The 14,902-nt window shown below is 39.5% G+C and carries 13 protein-coding genes, 1 riboswitch and 1 other annotated feature (1 of these 15 cut by a window edge); all 13 genes read right to left on the bottom strand.

The genetic code is table 11. The features are described from left to right. Positions 1 to 214 (bottom strand) — a binding site (T-box leader); it reaches 29 nt to the left of the window's first position. 131 nt (positions 215 to 345) lie between these two features. Then, positions 346 to 2,334 (bottom strand): cell wall-binding repeat-containing protein, encoded by a 1,989-nt coding sequence (locus tag B5771_RS18155; protein WP_242966879.1) that lies wholly within the window; start codon positions 2,332 to 2,334, stop codon positions 346 to 348. A gap of 164 nt (positions 2,335 to 2,498) precedes the next feature. Beyond that, on the bottom strand, positions 2,499 to 3,761 hold the full coding sequence (locus tag B5771_RS18150) for a hypothetical protein (RefSeq protein WP_088188781.1): 1,263 nt from the start codon (positions 3,759 to 3,761) through the stop codon (positions 2,499 to 2,501). A gap of 394 nt (positions 3,762 to 4,155) precedes the next feature. Then, entirely contained in the window at positions 4,156 to 5,307 is a 1,152-nt protein-coding gene (locus B5771_RS18145; protein ID WP_088188780.1) for a DUF4317 domain-containing protein, read from the bottom strand. A 126-nt stretch (positions 5,308 to 5,433) separates the two neighbouring features. Beyond that, complete coding sequence (locus B5771_RS18140; protein ID WP_140417758.1) at positions 5,434 to 6,255, bottom strand: SGNH/GDSL hydrolase family protein; 822 nt, start codon at positions 6,253 to 6,255, stop codon at positions 5,434 to 5,436. Positions 6,256 to 6,368: 113 nt separating this feature from the next. Then, on the bottom strand, positions 6,369 to 7,586 hold the full coding sequence (locus tag B5771_RS18135) for a nucleotidyltransferase family protein (RefSeq protein ID WP_088188779.1): 1,218 nt from the start codon (positions 7,584 to 7,586) through the stop codon (positions 6,369 to 6,371). After that, complete coding sequence (locus tag B5771_RS18130) at positions 7,579 to 9,252, bottom strand: ABC transporter ATP-binding protein (RefSeq protein WP_088188778.1); 1,674 nt, start codon at positions 9,250 to 9,252, stop codon at positions 7,579 to 7,581. Before B5771_RS18130 ends, B5771_RS18135 begins: the two co-directional genes overlap by 8 nt. Before the next feature lie 22 nt (positions 9,253 to 9,274). Beyond that, positions 9,275 to 9,727: a S24/S26 family peptidase gene (locus B5771_RS18125; protein ID WP_242966878.1), complete on the bottom strand. Its 453-nt coding sequence runs from the start codon at positions 9,725 to 9,727 to the stop codon at positions 9,275 to 9,277. Then, a complete protein-coding gene (locus B5771_RS18120; RefSeq protein WP_088188777.1) occupies positions 9,720 to 9,983 on the bottom strand; it encodes a PqqD family protein in 264 nt (87 codons plus the stop codon). The genes B5771_RS18125 and B5771_RS18120 overlap by 8 nt, the downstream gene beginning before the upstream one ends. 24 nt (positions 9,984 to 10,007) lie before the next feature. Then, on the bottom strand, positions 10,008 to 10,715 hold the full coding sequence (locus B5771_RS18115) for a hypothetical protein (RefSeq protein WP_088188776.1): 708 nt from the start codon (positions 10,713 to 10,715) through the stop codon (positions 10,008 to 10,010). 14 nt (positions 10,716 to 10,729) lie between these two features. Then, entirely contained in the window at positions 10,730 to 11,860 is a 1,131-nt protein-coding gene (locus B5771_RS18110; RefSeq protein ID WP_088188775.1) for a cell wall-binding repeat-containing protein, read from the bottom strand. Positions 11,861 to 12,031: 171 nt separating this feature from the next. Beyond that, positions 12,032 to 12,154: a hypothetical protein gene (locus B5771_RS25105; protein WP_282433357.1), complete on the bottom strand. Its 123-nt coding sequence runs from the start codon at positions 12,152 to 12,154 to the stop codon at positions 12,032 to 12,034. A gap of 23 nt (positions 12,155 to 12,177) precedes the next feature. Then, a complete protein-coding gene (locus tag B5771_RS18105) occupies positions 12,178 to 13,362 on the bottom strand; it encodes a hypothetical protein (RefSeq protein WP_088188774.1) in 1,185 nt (394 codons plus the stop codon). Positions 13,363 to 13,651: 289 nt separating this feature from the next. After that, a riboswitch (cyclic di-GMP riboswitch) is annotated at positions 13,652 to 13,736 on the bottom strand. Between the two features lie 403 nt (positions 13,737 to 14,139). Then, entirely contained in the window at positions 14,140 to 14,790 is a 651-nt protein-coding gene (locus B5771_RS18100; RefSeq protein WP_088188773.1) for a phosphate uptake regulator PhoU, read from the bottom strand. Positions 14,791 to 14,902 lie beyond the last annotated feature (112 nt).

Raw genomic sequence — 14,902 nt, 5'->3', positions numbered from 1 at the left:
CATAATTATTTAATATTACATATATTAAATCACTCTTTCCGTACTAAAAATAATACGGCACCTTTTGTAACGTGTGGATTATCACGTCAACTCCTACTACCATTTCGGGTTGCTGCTCAAGAGACCATTCAATATTTACTCCACACTGATTCTCACCAACCATCAGCTCTCTAATGCTTCCTAAACATTTACTCTTCTCTATCATCGCTTTAAATTACTATTTAATTGTTAAACACTAGTTTAACAGTTTAAAGACATTAAATCAAGTTTTGTTCCTCGCCAGCATCTTCACACAAACAAAGGAAAGCAGAAGCCCAACACAAACTTGTTCAGTGTTTAACCGAACTAATGCCCAACTGCCAACGTCGCAGTTGTTGTAACATTGCTGGTTGAGTCAACACCAGTTATTGTAATGTTAGTAAGTGATTCGGGATTGATATTCGAGAATAAACTCAATGTGATTAAACCACGCTTGGCCGTAATTGTCCCCACATTTGAGGTGAATTGAATATTATTGGCCAGAGAAGTACTTGTAATATCAGCGCCGTATTGATCATATACGGTGTATGTCGCATAACCTACCCTTTGATTACCGTAAGGTAAGGGTATTCCCAATTTCGTTGAGTTAATTGTAATTTTACTGACCTTTTGATCTGAGTATTGATTGGAGCTTGAAACTTCAGACGCAGAATTATTAGCGGGGGCAGTATAAGAGCTTACTCCGGAAGAAGAATCAAGAGTCGCAACATTTCCGGTAATTAAGTCTACAAGTGTAATGATAATTGATTTATCACTATCTGAAGCAGACTTATAGGTTATCGTACCTAAACCTTTGCTCGGATCCAGGGTAATTGATGAACTTACGGAGGTTACCGCTGATAACTGTGCAGCCGGAACGGTTGACGTAATATCTTTCCCGCTTTCATCGAGTACTTGGTAGTTAAAGGTTGCCGTTGTAGTCCCAACTTTTGAGAAACTGCTCATATTAAGAGTTCGATGTGTTCCAATTGAGACAACTCCAGTCGCAGGGCTGGCATTGGGCGAAGAGGAATTATAACTCACAACTTTTCCGGTAGTTAAGTCCATTAGTGTGATAATAATTGGTTTATCAAGATCTGAAGAAGATTTAAAGGTTATCGTACCTAAACCTTTGCTTGAATCTAAAGTAATTGATGAACTTAGGGGGGCTATTGCTGATAACTGTGTCACAGGAACCGTTGACGTAATATCTTTCCCGCTTTCATCAACTACCTGGTAGTTAAAGGTTGCCGTTGTAGTCCCGACTTTTTTAAAATCACTCAAGTTAAGCGATCTGCTTTTTTCAGTTGAGGTACTTCCATTGGCAGCAGCGGACGAATTTAGATTAGTTATTACCGAATCAGGGATAATCCCTGTTCCGCCAAATACATAAACATGGCTTGCGTTAGCTAATCTTTCCTGATAAAAACCTCTTGTTTTGGCCGGAGAGTCATTATTAATAAGGATAATTGGCTCTGATAGTTTAGAACTATAGGCTGCACCTGTTAAAGCATCAGCAAAACCTTCTCCCGATGCTAAACAGATACTGTCTGAATTAAAGTCCGTATTGAATAACTGATTTACGGCAACATTTCTTGCATACTTATCGGCCCCTGAAATTCGTTCGACATTTGGAAACTGTTGGGCCACTTGATCACTAATAATGTCCGAATCCCCGACAACATAGGTTTTACTGACATTAAGAGACGAAATGTAATTTTTAACAACGTCAGGCAGAGAATCATGAGGTACAAGAATAATTGGAATCTGCTGCATAGAAGCAATAGATGCGACTGACAAAGCATCGGGATAGTCCTCGCCGGTGACAACAAACAAAGTTGATGGATTTGAATTGACTTGTTGAGCAACTTGAATCGCAGTAGCGTACCGATCAATCCCGTAAATTCTTGTTGTCTTAAGTCCCATCGTCTGAAGTTCAGACTCGACCGCTTGAGATATCACCGCTGTTCCGCCAACAATAAATACATTTTTTACTTGTAAATCTGACAGAGTTTGTTTTGTAGTACTCGGTAAATTTCCAGTATTTGTTAATAAGATAGGGGCATCAAATTTCTTAGCTAAAGGGGCAGCGGAAACCGCATCAGTATAGTCTCCACCGAAGGCCAGAATAGCATAATCAGATTGAGACCACCCTGCCTGAGCAATCTGAGATGCCGTTTCATAACGATCATAACCCGCTAATCGAGTAATTGTTGGCGATGAATTTGCTAAAGTTACTGCAGGAATAGCTAAAATCATAAGAGTGATTAAGGTGAAGATTAGACATAACCTTAAACTTCTTTTCCTAAGAGACAATGAACATCCACTTCTTTCATACTTATTAATCTAAACTAGACTGCATTTGAGATAATACTTTGTCATATTTTAGGCCATAAACTATAGCGTTTTGCCAGAGGAAAAAAGGCCGAGAACACACTTTTTTTTATGCGCTCGCAAACCTCTTCGTCGCTAGCATAGCCTTATCGCGTTCTCACACCGACTTGCTTTGCCGATTCCGCCTTAGCGTTTCCGTGCAGAGAATTGACTAAATCCTGATAATCGAATGAATTGCTGCTGTCAACTTGCGGCATCTCAATCATAGGCAGACTGTTGATGTTTGAAACATCGGTCGTGAAGTTAATCGCCAAATCCAAAGTTCCTGTCGCATTGGAAGATTTAACGACATCTTTCTGTCCATTGGTTTGTTGTCCTTGGGCATTTTGGGTCGGGGTCAGAGTATTCATGAGTTGACTGAGCTGGGCCAAGTCAAGCTTAAGATCCACGGTTCCGTTTTCTTTTACAACATAACCGCCGGAAATATCATACTGAATATCTATGCCTTTGTCTCCTAAAATCGTGACGTTCTGCAATTTGTCCATGACCGTGTTAAATTGGCTGAGAAACGCCGATCGGTTGGCTTTGAACTGAGCAAAGGCCTGGTCGAATTGACTGATGATCTCGTTTTTATCGGGAGCCTGGCTGAACTGGAGGCTGGAATCCATCAGTTCTTTGACATAGTTCATTGCATCAGCATTTTGAACAAAGTTATTGACCGCATAGCGAATAAGTTTCTTAAACTGAGCGTCATTCAACTTAATTTCATAAATTCGGGCCGGAACCGTGCCCTTACTCGTCTGGATGTCTTTAACCCCTTGATCAATGACATCGATGTCGGGATTGAACTGCTGAGCATAAGCCGTTAAGAACTGCATTGTTGCGGCTTGCAGATTCTTGTTTAAATTCATGAGCGCTGTGGCGTCTATGTTCTTCGCACCCTTGTCGAAGGGCTTAAAAATCATGTATTCCTTGCTTGCGAACTGCGAAGGCAAAGAAGCTGCTGCGAGGGAAGGGACTTTTACAATCTCTGTAATTTCTGGTGTTTTCCCCTTCATGTCGGAATTCACCCAGACGGGCACATCGATATTCATACCCTGCAGCGCCAGTTTCATTTCCATCTCTGCAGTCGAGGCCGTTTTTTGCTCGTTGCTGTTGGATTTAACATCAAGATCCAGCTTGGCGTTGTTTAAAACCGCGAGGACCTTGTCAACTTGCGGCTGGTCACTTGAAGAAAATCCCGACCCGTCGGCCTGAAATGTCATGGTCGTGTGCTCCTGCAAGGAGTTAGCATTTCCAAGATTCATGGACGCCTGAAAAATTTGAGATTGGTTCGGGCTGCACCCGGTTGCAACTAGGAGCATAGAGACCCCAAGCGCGGCTGACATTAATTTTTTTCTTGGTTTCATAGTATTTCCCTCTCTTTCTTTTGGATATTAATGCTTACCAACCAGTAAGGAATTTTATCTGTATATACACATTATATACAGATAAAACAGTATGTCAAGGTAATTCATTGACTATTTATTAGAATTTAATGAGCCTATTATCATTTGCGGATGGTAGTGAACTCGAAGGACCCACCCCACTTATAGGAAGCCACTGAAAATCTAAGCAAATCTACTGCTCTGTTATTCAAAACCGCCATATACAGTAGGTAAAATAGAAAGTCAGCACTATATATGTGCTGACCTTCTCGGAGATAAAGTTTTTAGTGACCTCACTTATAAAAGTGGAGAGCTTAAGAACCGGATAAATTTTCGCTATATTTGATCGTGTTTTAATTGCGTTTTTAATCATGTTTTAAAATTCCTCTGTACTTAATTCAAAGCCTTCCAAAATTGCAGGGTCATCAATCTCAATTAGTAAATACTGTCGCCCATTCCTCTTGACTTGTTTGATGCGTTTTAAGTCCTCATGACGAATTTTAATTTGGGCGACGTTGCTTTTAATTTCAATCACCTTGCTGCTTGGTAACAGGTTGGTCGCCTTAAATTCATAATCAGCCTTTTCGGTATTGACTAAAAATGAACTTTCTAATTTACGTGTATCTTCAATTCCGCTTTTGACAAGAATTTGTTCAATAGCCTTGACGCCAAGAGTCGGGATCTCGCCGTCTTCATTGGCATCAAGGATGCAATCACTTATCTGTTCATAAACATTGGCTATTACTTCAGGTTCAACCTGATCTCCGGCGACATCTTTGATAATCGTTAAAAACCGTTCTTTATCATCTTGAGCTGTTGGGACTAGTTCGCAATTTAAAACATGGTGAATGAAAGCTTCACTAGGTTGATTATCCTTTTTAGTATAATAAATGACCTTATTTGTATCTGCATACCCATCACTCATGGACGGAAACACAAATCCCTCTTCAGGTGATACGGCATTGATATAGACATTCATCGGGACATCAACTCTAAAGTTCTTTTCCTCAAAATCAAACATTAAGGCCCGTTTGGGACTGGACACCAAGTTGACTGTACCCATCATAAATTGAAAAGCATTAACAACATCGTTTTTCGCTGCGTCATCTTCGCCCACTTCGTTTTTGGCAGGAATCCAAAATTCCCCACGGGTAAATGAAATCATATAATCCGATTCGTAGGATTCACTGTGATCCATAATTTTTTTCACGATGTGCCCAATCTGTTCTTTGAAATCCGAGTTTAGGGCCTCAAACAGGACTTTTTGCTCCGGGTTTTCGCCAAGTTTGTTGTCCGCAAAACTTAGTTCAAATAGTTTACTATCCAGTTGACCTGTTAGGAGCTTTTTAAATCCTTTGAGGTAAAACTCTTGTTTTAATTCGTCCATTTGCTCAAAGTATTCGGTTTCCACCCCAAGAATTTGTGCATTATCTTTTTTGATATAAACACTGCAAATTTCCCCTAATTTTAGCCCGTCATTGCCTGCCTTAAATTCTTTTCTGAGCTTGGCGAGATCATTTTTGTCCATTCTTAATCCCCTTAGTCTATATAATTTCTCAATGTCTTAAATGTTAACATAGTTGGATATGAAAGTGAACTCGTTCAAGGCATAGAAAAAGCTACAGGCGAGCTGGGGCTTTTCAGCTTAGCTTGATTATAATTTACCTTGCTTAATTCGTTCTATTAAAATTGGTTTAATTTGTTGATAAATAGCTTCTGCAATAGCTTCATGACCGTAATCATTGGGGTGGAAAGCATCACTGGGCCCATTGAATGTCGTTGAGCTTTCCGGACCTTTGTTCGTAGGGTTAGACCAAATTGGTTCAACATTTGCCACAGGAATATGGCGTTCGTTACCCACTTTTGTGATAACCTGATCGAAAGGGACACCCATTGGTCCTTGGTTCCAGGTTGTAACCAAAACAATTATTGGATCTCTTTCAACCTTAACCGTTAAACCATCGATTAAATTGTTTAGTTCTGTCTCAAAAATTTTCGGATCTACTTGGTGTTGAGTGTTACAATCGACGGAGCCAAATTCAATGGTAATCAAATTTGGGTTTTGGCTGTTTACACCGTTTAATCCCTTTAAGCCAGTGGAAAGGAGTCCTCCATAATTACCAGCTGCAAATGTAGTTACACTAAACCCCATTTTTTTTATTAATGAAGTGCTCAGTTTATGTACAAAATCGTTTTGTTCAGTTGTGGCAAATGAACCGGCTGTGATACTGTCCCCCATTGGAGAATATTTAATGGTATGACCATGCCCCATAACTTTAATCGTTTGAGCCTCCGCAATGTTCGCATCTTCTTCTGCATTCGTTTTGGTATCTGCTATCTTTGCAGCGCGTATTGATTCATCAATTTTAGCCTGTACTTTTTTGTCATTCTGAGCTCCAAAATACATAATAGCTGCTAAAGCTAATACTAGAAAACAAATCAATGCAACGCCCGGATAAGGATAACGTTTGCCCAAAATAATTACCTCACTTATGCCTTTTAATCATATCCCAGAAAATTTAACGTTATTTGATCTTCCTCTCTTAACACATTCACTGTCTGCAACTCTTAAAATCTGCCTTAATTGATTCACAGCCCCAGTTTGGAAATAACCTCATATTGCCCTTTGACATCTTCTTTGCTTTCAAGGGCGAGATTGAACAACATTCCAAGGGAGCTTTTATCTTTAACTAAAATACTGTAAAAAGCCCTATATATCCAGGCAGCCGGTAATAAAAAAGGACGATTCCTTAAGAATGAATATCGTTTGACCTTACTCATATTTTCATAACTTGGGAAGCATATCTTCCTATAGGCCCTTAATACTGCGGGCACCATTGATGCCCCTTCTTCATGCTTATATTCTTTACGAAGCACACTTGCATGAATATTTCTTTGATAAAAGCCAAAGGTTCCTGCCGATAAAATATAAGAGCTCAAATCCTCGTAAAAGCTTTCATCAAGCCTTCCTATTTTCTCTGGGAATAGAACATTAAACCATTGACTACATAAAACAAAAATATTCTTAGAAAACGCCTCTAAATTCAGCCTTTTAAGCTCTCCTTTGATATAATCCCAATCAAGCCTATCTTGAAAATAGATCAGAAACATCGAAATATCCATAATCATACGGATCCCACAGCCGCAATCATCGAAATGCTTTGCCATATGCACTAGAAGAAATAAAAAGTGATATTCCACAGTAAGTTCGTAGGTATAATCATTTGGTTTTTGTTTCATATGGCTCCATATGTCAGAGAAGTAAGAAACATAATCAAGACCATTGCTAATATTTCGATACATAACTTGAGTATGAATTTCAATATGAACTGAACCCAAAGTATAGTCCCAATGCCCGCCTTCATTAGTTTCACCTGCTTCGTAACCAATCTCCAGCATAAGCTGATGGGCTTTCTCCCTATCCTCAGGTTTTATTAGGAAGTCTATATCCCCCATGGTTCTCATTTCTTTTACCGGATAGTAGTTTTTAATCACATAACCTTTCATAAAAGCGTGGCATATTTTAGCTGCATTTAGCTTCTCAATAATCAGTTTTATCTCAGCCTCTTGTCTTACCGACCTTACTAAGGTTGAATTATAATCCCTTTTCATTTTATTAAGCAGCACGATATCCGGCTGATAATCGTTTCTAAGCTTTTGAGCCATCAAATAAAGTATTCCGCTAACAGAATGAATTCTAGAAAGCTTGTAAATCTTCTCCCAAATAAGCTCGCCTTCCTGTTGAGGATCTTGCCTGTTGATAAATGCGGAGAGCAAAGAGATAAAATAGATTGTATTCTTATCCATTCATATAATCCTCGACAATCCTTTTATTTTCGATATGTATTACTCGATCACAACTATTAATTGCCGCAGGTCTGTGAGAAATACAGAACACTGTTTTACTCGTACTTGATTTAATGTTTTCTAAAACCTGCCATTCTGTTTTTTCATCTAGAGCTGCGGTACATTCATCAAGCAGTAAAATCGGCGCATCGCTCAGGATCGCCCTTGCTATTGCCAATCTCTGGGCCTGTCCTTCAGACAGGCCTAACCCCCTTTCCCCTATTACCGTGTCAAATCCTTGGGGCAGTCTTTGAATAAAATCATAAATGCAAGCTATTTTTGCCACTTCTTTTAATCTTTCTTCATCAGTATCAGGGTTGTAAAAGGAAATATTCTCTCTGAGCGTTCCTGACAATATCATATTTCCCTGAGGCACATAGGCAAATAAAGCCCTTGTCCCAGCATCTATAACTATTTGTCCTTGTTGAGCCATATTAAAATAAATCCTGCCACTGTCAGATTCTACAAGACCTAGTATCAATTTAATCAACGTGCTCTTTCCTGAACCTGATTCTCCCGTAATTGCAATGATGTCCCTTTTATTGATTATCAAATTTGCTGATTCAAAGATCAGATTCTTCTCATAGGCAAACTTAATATTTTCCAATACAATACTCTTTATATCCCTATAAAGCTCCCCGGCATTAAACCTCCGTTTCAGTACAGCTTCATCCTTAAGCTCCTCTATTTCCATTAGGCGCTCTGTAGAAGCTATCATTGCATAGTACTGTGGAATAATTCCTGACATATTCCTAAATGGTGCCTTTATCTGCTCAATGATTTGTAAAAAAGCAGTAAGTGTTCCAAAGGTCATGCCGCCCTTGGAAATCTGCATAGCTCCCCAGGCTAGCGTTAAGAAATAGCCGGATGTTACCATAACATAAAAAAAGGTGTTGGCTATATTACTAATTCCATTCCGTTTTACTTTTGCTTTATAATTTATGCCCTGATAATCATCAAACTTCTGTTTCAGCCAACGTTCATTCATAAAGGACTTTATAACAATAATATTCTCTACACACTCCTGTATAAAGGAGCGGGTTTTTCCGTCACTTTCCTGAACCTCTTTATGAAGGTATTTAAAGTGCTTACTATAAAGTCTGGAGAAAAAATACATGATAAGGCCTAAGCCTGTTATAACCGCAGTAAACAGAACGTTTATTCTCGCCAACACAAAAAGTCCTGCCACGAGCTTGGTGCTAAGTGATATTACCTGAGGGATAAGGGACACCACTGTATTAACTACAAGTTGTAGATCACTGGTGAAGCGGTTTAATATTTCACCGGAATGAATTTTAGTTATCTGCTGATATTTTTTTAAAAGGAGAACTGAAAACAGCCTTTGTTTTATATTCATTTCTATTTTTCCTGAGACCCGGATGCCAATATTGCTGTTAATAATATTTAGAACTGCCTGCAAACCGATTAACCCAGCTATCAGCAGGCATTGCCTCAGCACATTACCGGCTGTTTTTCCGGTTGCGATATCCAAAAGCTGACTTGACACCAAAGCCAAAAGGATAAAGCCTAGGGCAATTGCACCACTGGTAATGGCAAGCAGCACAATAGCCCATAAATAGCTCTTAGTATTCGAATAAAGCCATATTAGGGGTCGCCTATCCTTCATCTTCCTTGTCTCCAAAAAATAATTACGTTCTTGCCCTATGGTGCAGCAATCTTGAGTATATCCAGCGGGCAAAATAGTTGAAAAGCCAAAACCGGCAATAAACCTTATACCAGAAATTGTCGCAACTGAAGTACTTCCCGTTTCGCCAGAAGCCTTTGACTACCCCAATGATCTGAGACGGTAACACCGGGTATTCCTTGTCCCACTGATTATCCCCTCTAGTCACATAGCCCTCTGCCTTTACACCAACAATTCGATGTAAAATATATTTCCTATCCTGACGCACAAACAAAGGAATATCATACTTCTTCAGGGGTTTATGCTTCGGGGGCGGAACGAGGCACACTTTGTCCCGGCGATGATATAGTAATGGGGCCATACTACTGCCTGTTATCGTAATAATGACATCCCTGCCGTTTTTTAAGGCCTCTGTCATTAATGGGGAAAGCTCTGCCATAGCAACCTTTTTACTCAAATAAATCAGCCGTCTTTAACTTGGTGAGAAATTCCGAGATATCTGCCCGAGCCGTAGTTTCATTCGTATCATAGTCTTTCAGCAGAGAAGCAACCAGCTCCGACTCGGTTGTGCCGGCTTCTAACTGCCTCCATAAAAAAGCCCCTGTCTCGTTTAAAGTCATCATACCACTGAAATCCAGGGCTGCTTTGCCTGTCGGCACAACCACATGGTTTTTAGCAATCTCTTTCATGAGGTAACCGGATTTGATTCTCATAATAACGTTCACCCTCTCGTGCCATTATTTATTCACTGTGTGATAAACCAACATTACTGCATCGGTGCTGACGGTACAGCCCATTTGATAAATGGGTATCTTGTTCAGCAAATGATCGTGCAATGTCAATAGCTTGATCATTTTATCTGGGTCGCTGTCGGTACGTAAGCTTTGATAAATAAGCAGCTTGAGCGCTTCTTTGGAATTTAATTGGCGGATGTGATTTTCTTTTGCCTGTTCTAAAAAGACAATGGCCTGTAAGGGCACCTTTTGATTTAAGTTAAGGTCGCTTTTCCCACTCCACGGCGTACCGTAAACATAGAAAGTATTCTCTATGAGGCGGAGAGCCGGCTTATCATCATTGAGTATGAGCGCCTTGTCTGTACCGAATTGCTGCTGCCACAGTCTGGCATGGGTCGATTTCCCAGTTCCGCAAGGAGCGGAAAACAAGACCGCCTTATTGTTTAAGGCAACTGCCGAAGAATGGAGACCAAAGCCATTAAAATCTAGTAATAACCGGTAAAAATCAAACCCTGTCAGGATATATTCACAATCGTTTAGAGATAGATGGGTGTGGGCTTCTTTGACCCTTTTCAGCCTTTGCTCTGCGATTTGAATTGTCATATCGACGGGATCGTTGCCATCCTTCCGATAAGACTCTGCCTGCTTTAGCAAGGTTTGGCTCGCATATTTCATTTCGATCGATAATTCTGCGATTTTATATCGTGTCATGAGAAAGCCATCCTTTACTGCATATCAATCCAACTGGACTCATCTCCATCACCGTCTGCCTTCTCTGTCAAACCATTTGAATGTGAGCCTGCCGAAACCGGACCGCTGACTAACTGACTAACGTCACTAACAATAGCATCAGGAACTACTGATGTTCCACCCAAAGAAGTTACACTAGGATTTGATGTTGCTATACCGCTTAAGTAATCAGCAGTATACTTAGTCAAAACCATTCTATTCGGATCAATTAATACGATAGGATCACCGGTTTTAGCTGCAAGAACACTTCCTGCTAAAGCATCAGCAAAATTGTATCCAGTGGCAAGATATATGCAAGTGGGATTTGGCACAAAGGTTTTGATAATCAAAGCATTTGTATCAAAGCAGTCTTGTCCTGCTAAGCGACTTATTGTGGTATTAGGGACAAGTGATTGCACTTGAGATTTAATATCATCAGCTATCACCCCGGTACCGCCAACTATATACACTTGCGATGGCTGATCAGATGAGACATAATCCTTAATTCCTTGAGGCAGATTATCTTTGCCAACTAATAAAATTGGCCATCCCTTTGTTCCGGCAACACTCGCTATGCTCAAAGCGTCGGAGAAATTTTCTCCCGATGCCAAAACGACTGGTGTATTCTTGGCTGCAGCTAGTTCTTGAGCAATTTGGGCACTCGTATCATAGCGGTTAATTCCAGCGATACGATCAATATTTTGAAATCCCATTTGCTTGAGCTCAGTATCAAAATCCGACCCAACGATCCCCATCCCCCCAACTATATGGACCGTCCCCGATTTACTTAGGTGTTGAGTTAGGTAGTCAAACGCTTCCTGCGAACTTTGGGGCGCAGCATCTACGAGCAATATCGGAGCATTCAGCTTCTTAGCTAAGACACTTGCTGAGAGAGCGTCAGGAAAATTATAACCTGAAGCTAAAATGACGTCGTTAACTGGCCCTGCATAAACCTGTTCAGAGATAACTTTTGCTGTTTGGAAGCGATCGTGCCCTGATAAACGTTTGCCCACTTGTGAAGCATTTGTGATTTGAGGTAATACCATAACTAAGCTTAAGGCAAGCAGCAAAGCGGTAATAATTAAACCTTTTATTCTTAAAAATAGGAAATTTTTACATCTGAACAATTTAGAATTCACTTCCTCAGATCTTTATTGACTACATTAGGCATATTATCTGATGAATCGTTGGCATCCTTCGCAACGCCACTGATGAATTTTAGGGCAGTTCTCTGATGATGGAAAATTCTTTCTAAACAGGGCAGGCAATTTGATCCGCCTGCCCTATTTATGCCAAAATTACGAATTAATGCCGCCCCAACCGCTGTCATCACTGGGGCTATGTTTACAACTTAATGTACAGATATCTTCTGCTTCGAATTCTTCGATTTCAATCAACGGTTTTTCATATGCCTTTTTCACGGGATACCCCTTCCTTCCTTCCCTTATCTTAGTTTATGAACATCGACTTTCTGCGCAGAGGTATATGTTGTTACTCCTCCTATGGTTGAAAAGGCTCTAACATAGAGCTTGGTTTTCTCCGGAATATCTTTTAAAATACAAGCGATAAAATAATTTCCTCCCCTAGAATGGGCCGAAACCTTTTTACCCTCTACAGTTACCTCATCATACACTGTAGTTGTTGGAATTACTTTAGAGCAAGTGCCATCCTCGATTGTTGGGTTGTGATTTGACTCTGAGTAAACAAAACCAACTGAATCAGCATTTAAGGTATCAATCGTCGCTAAAAAACGAAGATCATAACGATCACCACAACGATTATCACAACTGATATTAACTTTATTTCTCTTTTGCACACCTTGATATTTCACAGTCGTAGTAAAGCACTCTACCGAACCGAAATTTGTAACACCATCCTTAGTCTCATAAGCAACGTAATAATATTTTGTACCAGATTGCAGTCCCGTAAGCCTTCTAGAAAATTTCCATTTTCTTTTTTCTGTTCTTACTTCCTCTGAGCTTAATTCGTTTGTATTTTTTAGTTGATCTAAAGTTGATGCAACCGCAGAACAGTAAAATCCCGTATCTGCAACACCTGGACCTGGACCTTTACCTTTACCTTTATCCACCGTTCCATTTAGCGTTGCTTCATTGGCTTCTATATTGTTTGCTTGTTCAGTAGTAACTACTTTAGCTAACGTAGTAAAATTAGATACAGGTCCGAGCTCATACCCCTTACCAGACGTATAGATATATTCACAATAATAGTATTCTGTATTTGAAGATAATCCGGTTAAATTAAGGTCGGTAATTGTATAAGTATATTTACCATTTTTTTGACTTACCTTTGGAACTGTTACTGCTGCCATAGTTACTTCTTGAGAATTTGCGTTCAGAGACTTAAGATCAAGAGATTCTTTGAAAAACAGCACATCATAAGATCCTTTGAAATACAACACACCATAAGATTTAACTTCGTTTGATGTATACTCTCCTGATAGAGATCCGTTAATAGTTGCAGAACTTCCTGTAATATTAGATACTGTTGAGTTTTCAAAATTAACTGTTGATGATGCTAAAGCGACAGTTGCTGTACCTAAGGTGAACATCACTATAAATAAAAGAGTTACAAGAGTTTTTACCGATTTTTCGCTTATATTGTTAAGCATCTACTCATCTCCTTGTCGGATTTTCCCCAATAATTATTACTTAATAATTAAGCCAAACCCCTTGTTACTAAAAGCACTAAGATTCTTAATCACAAAAGCTGCTACATTATCCCCTCTAAATTTCCTCACCGCTGCATCCACCCCTTAAAAATTCACTCTAGTTCACCTTACTTCCAAAGCAATTGGTTTTTAGGCCTAATCAGTGCCACTTTTATTTTCTCCTTGTCAATTTGGTCTCGCGGTAAAGGCAGCAAATAAATATGGCACATAAAAAAAGACCTGACTATATTTATATTCAGGTCGGTTGCGCTACTCTCTCCATGTGTACTAAGCGCCCAAATGTTATACACACTTCATCGATTTCCTTATTTTTAAATTTTATTACTGTTGAACAGAATGAACATCACTAATCAAGCATTACATTATGGGCTGTAACAATACCCGGCAGTTAAGTCATAACTGGTTAATCTGCTATCCAATTGATTCCTGGTTTTCCTTTATATTACCATATATCTTTGGCATACTCTGTCGTAATATGAAGTATTAAAATTTTTTATTTTTTCTACTATTAACTACTTGTGTAGGTCTGGAATTCCTTTCTCTGCTCTGAAACAGCTAGCCAAAAAGAAAGGGTTTTACATATTCGCGACGTTCCACGGAGCCAACTGATTATTATGTTAAGGCATAGAAAAAGCCACAGGCGAGCTGGGGCTTAGTAGGGACAAAGAAATAGTAGCTGCGAAGAGGGCCTAACCGTTTTATCTTGATCTTAGTCTATTATGATATTTCCGCATCTAGGCGCTTCTTTCCTGTCTTTATATAAAAAAGAGTCTCTGCCACATTAACAATATGGTCCCCCATTCGTTCAAGCGTCCGAGCAACAAGTATACTTATACCCAGCTGCCCCTCATCGCTTTTTGTTAGATTGCCTTTAGCCAAAGCGGTTTTTAATCTGTGATAGGCTTCATCTAACAGATCGTCCTGATCTGCCAAATCTTCAGTATACTCTTTTTCTCCTTTTAAGACATTAACTGTATACTCCATCATTTCAAGTAAATGCTCTGCCATTTGCAAAACATCTTCGAACCAATTTCTATCAGCTTTGAGATCACTCAATTCAGTGATATCGCAAGCATAGTCTGCGACACGTTCTAGTTCCTGGGCAATACGCTGAAAACCCAAAATCCAGCGTAAATCCTGACTTCTAAGCTGCTGCAGGCTCATGATATATAAACAACGGTTTATTATATTGTCCCGCATTTGATCGATAATATCGTCGCATTGCTCCCAGTCTTGGGTGATGGCTTTATTAGCTAAAGTCTCAATCGCCAAAGAAATTTGTTTTTGAACAGCCTCCGCCAATTCTATGGTCATCACCGGTAGATTCATTAATACTTTATCATACCCTGATGTACGAAAAGCTCCCATGATGCAGTACCTCTTTTCATAAATATTTACATATATTTTCAGGGGTATCCCTATTATACAAGATGCCATTTAATTTAGTTACGGCTATTTGATTTTTATCACTGCATTTATG

Origin of the sequence: Desulfosporosinus sp. FKA (assembly GCF_002196785.1) — a bacterium.
Taxonomy (GTDB): Bacteria; Bacillota; Desulfitobacteriia; order Desulfitobacteriales; family Desulfitobacteriaceae; genus Desulfosporosinus; species Desulfosporosinus acididurans.
This window is presented reverse-complemented; position numbering and strand designations above follow the sequence as displayed.

Bases quoted from the DNA above. Each gene is read 5' to 3' on its own strand.
- B5771_RS18150 (WP_088188781.1), bottom strand. From the start codon at position 3,761: ATGAAACCAAGAAAAAAATTAATGTCAGCCGCGCTTGGGGTCTCTATG.
- B5771_RS18145 (WP_088188780.1), bottom strand. From the start codon at position 5,307: ATGGACAAAAATGATCTCGCCAAGCTCAGAAAAGAATTTAAGGCAGGC.
- B5771_RS18135 (WP_088188779.1), bottom strand. From the start codon at position 7,586: ATGGATAAGAATACAATCTATTTTATCTCTTTGCTCTCCGCATTTATC.
- B5771_RS18130 (WP_088188778.1), bottom strand. From the start codon at position 9,252: ATGAAGGATAGGCGACCCCTAATATGGCTTTATTCGAATACTAAGAGC.
- B5771_RS18120 (WP_088188777.1), bottom strand. From the start codon at position 9,983: ATGAGAATCAAATCCGGTTACCTCATGAAAGAGATTGCTAAAAACCAT.
- B5771_RS18115 (WP_088188776.1), bottom strand. From the start codon at position 10,715: ATGACACGATATAAAATCGCAGAATTATCGATCGAAATGAAATATGCG.
- B5771_RS18105 (WP_088188774.1), bottom strand. From the start codon at position 13,362: ATGCTTAACAATATAAGCGAAAAATCGGTAAAAACTCTTGTAACTCTT.
- B5771_RS18100 (WP_088188773.1), bottom strand. From the start codon at position 14,790: ATGGGAGCTTTTCGTACATCAGGGTATGATAAAGTATTAATGAATCTA.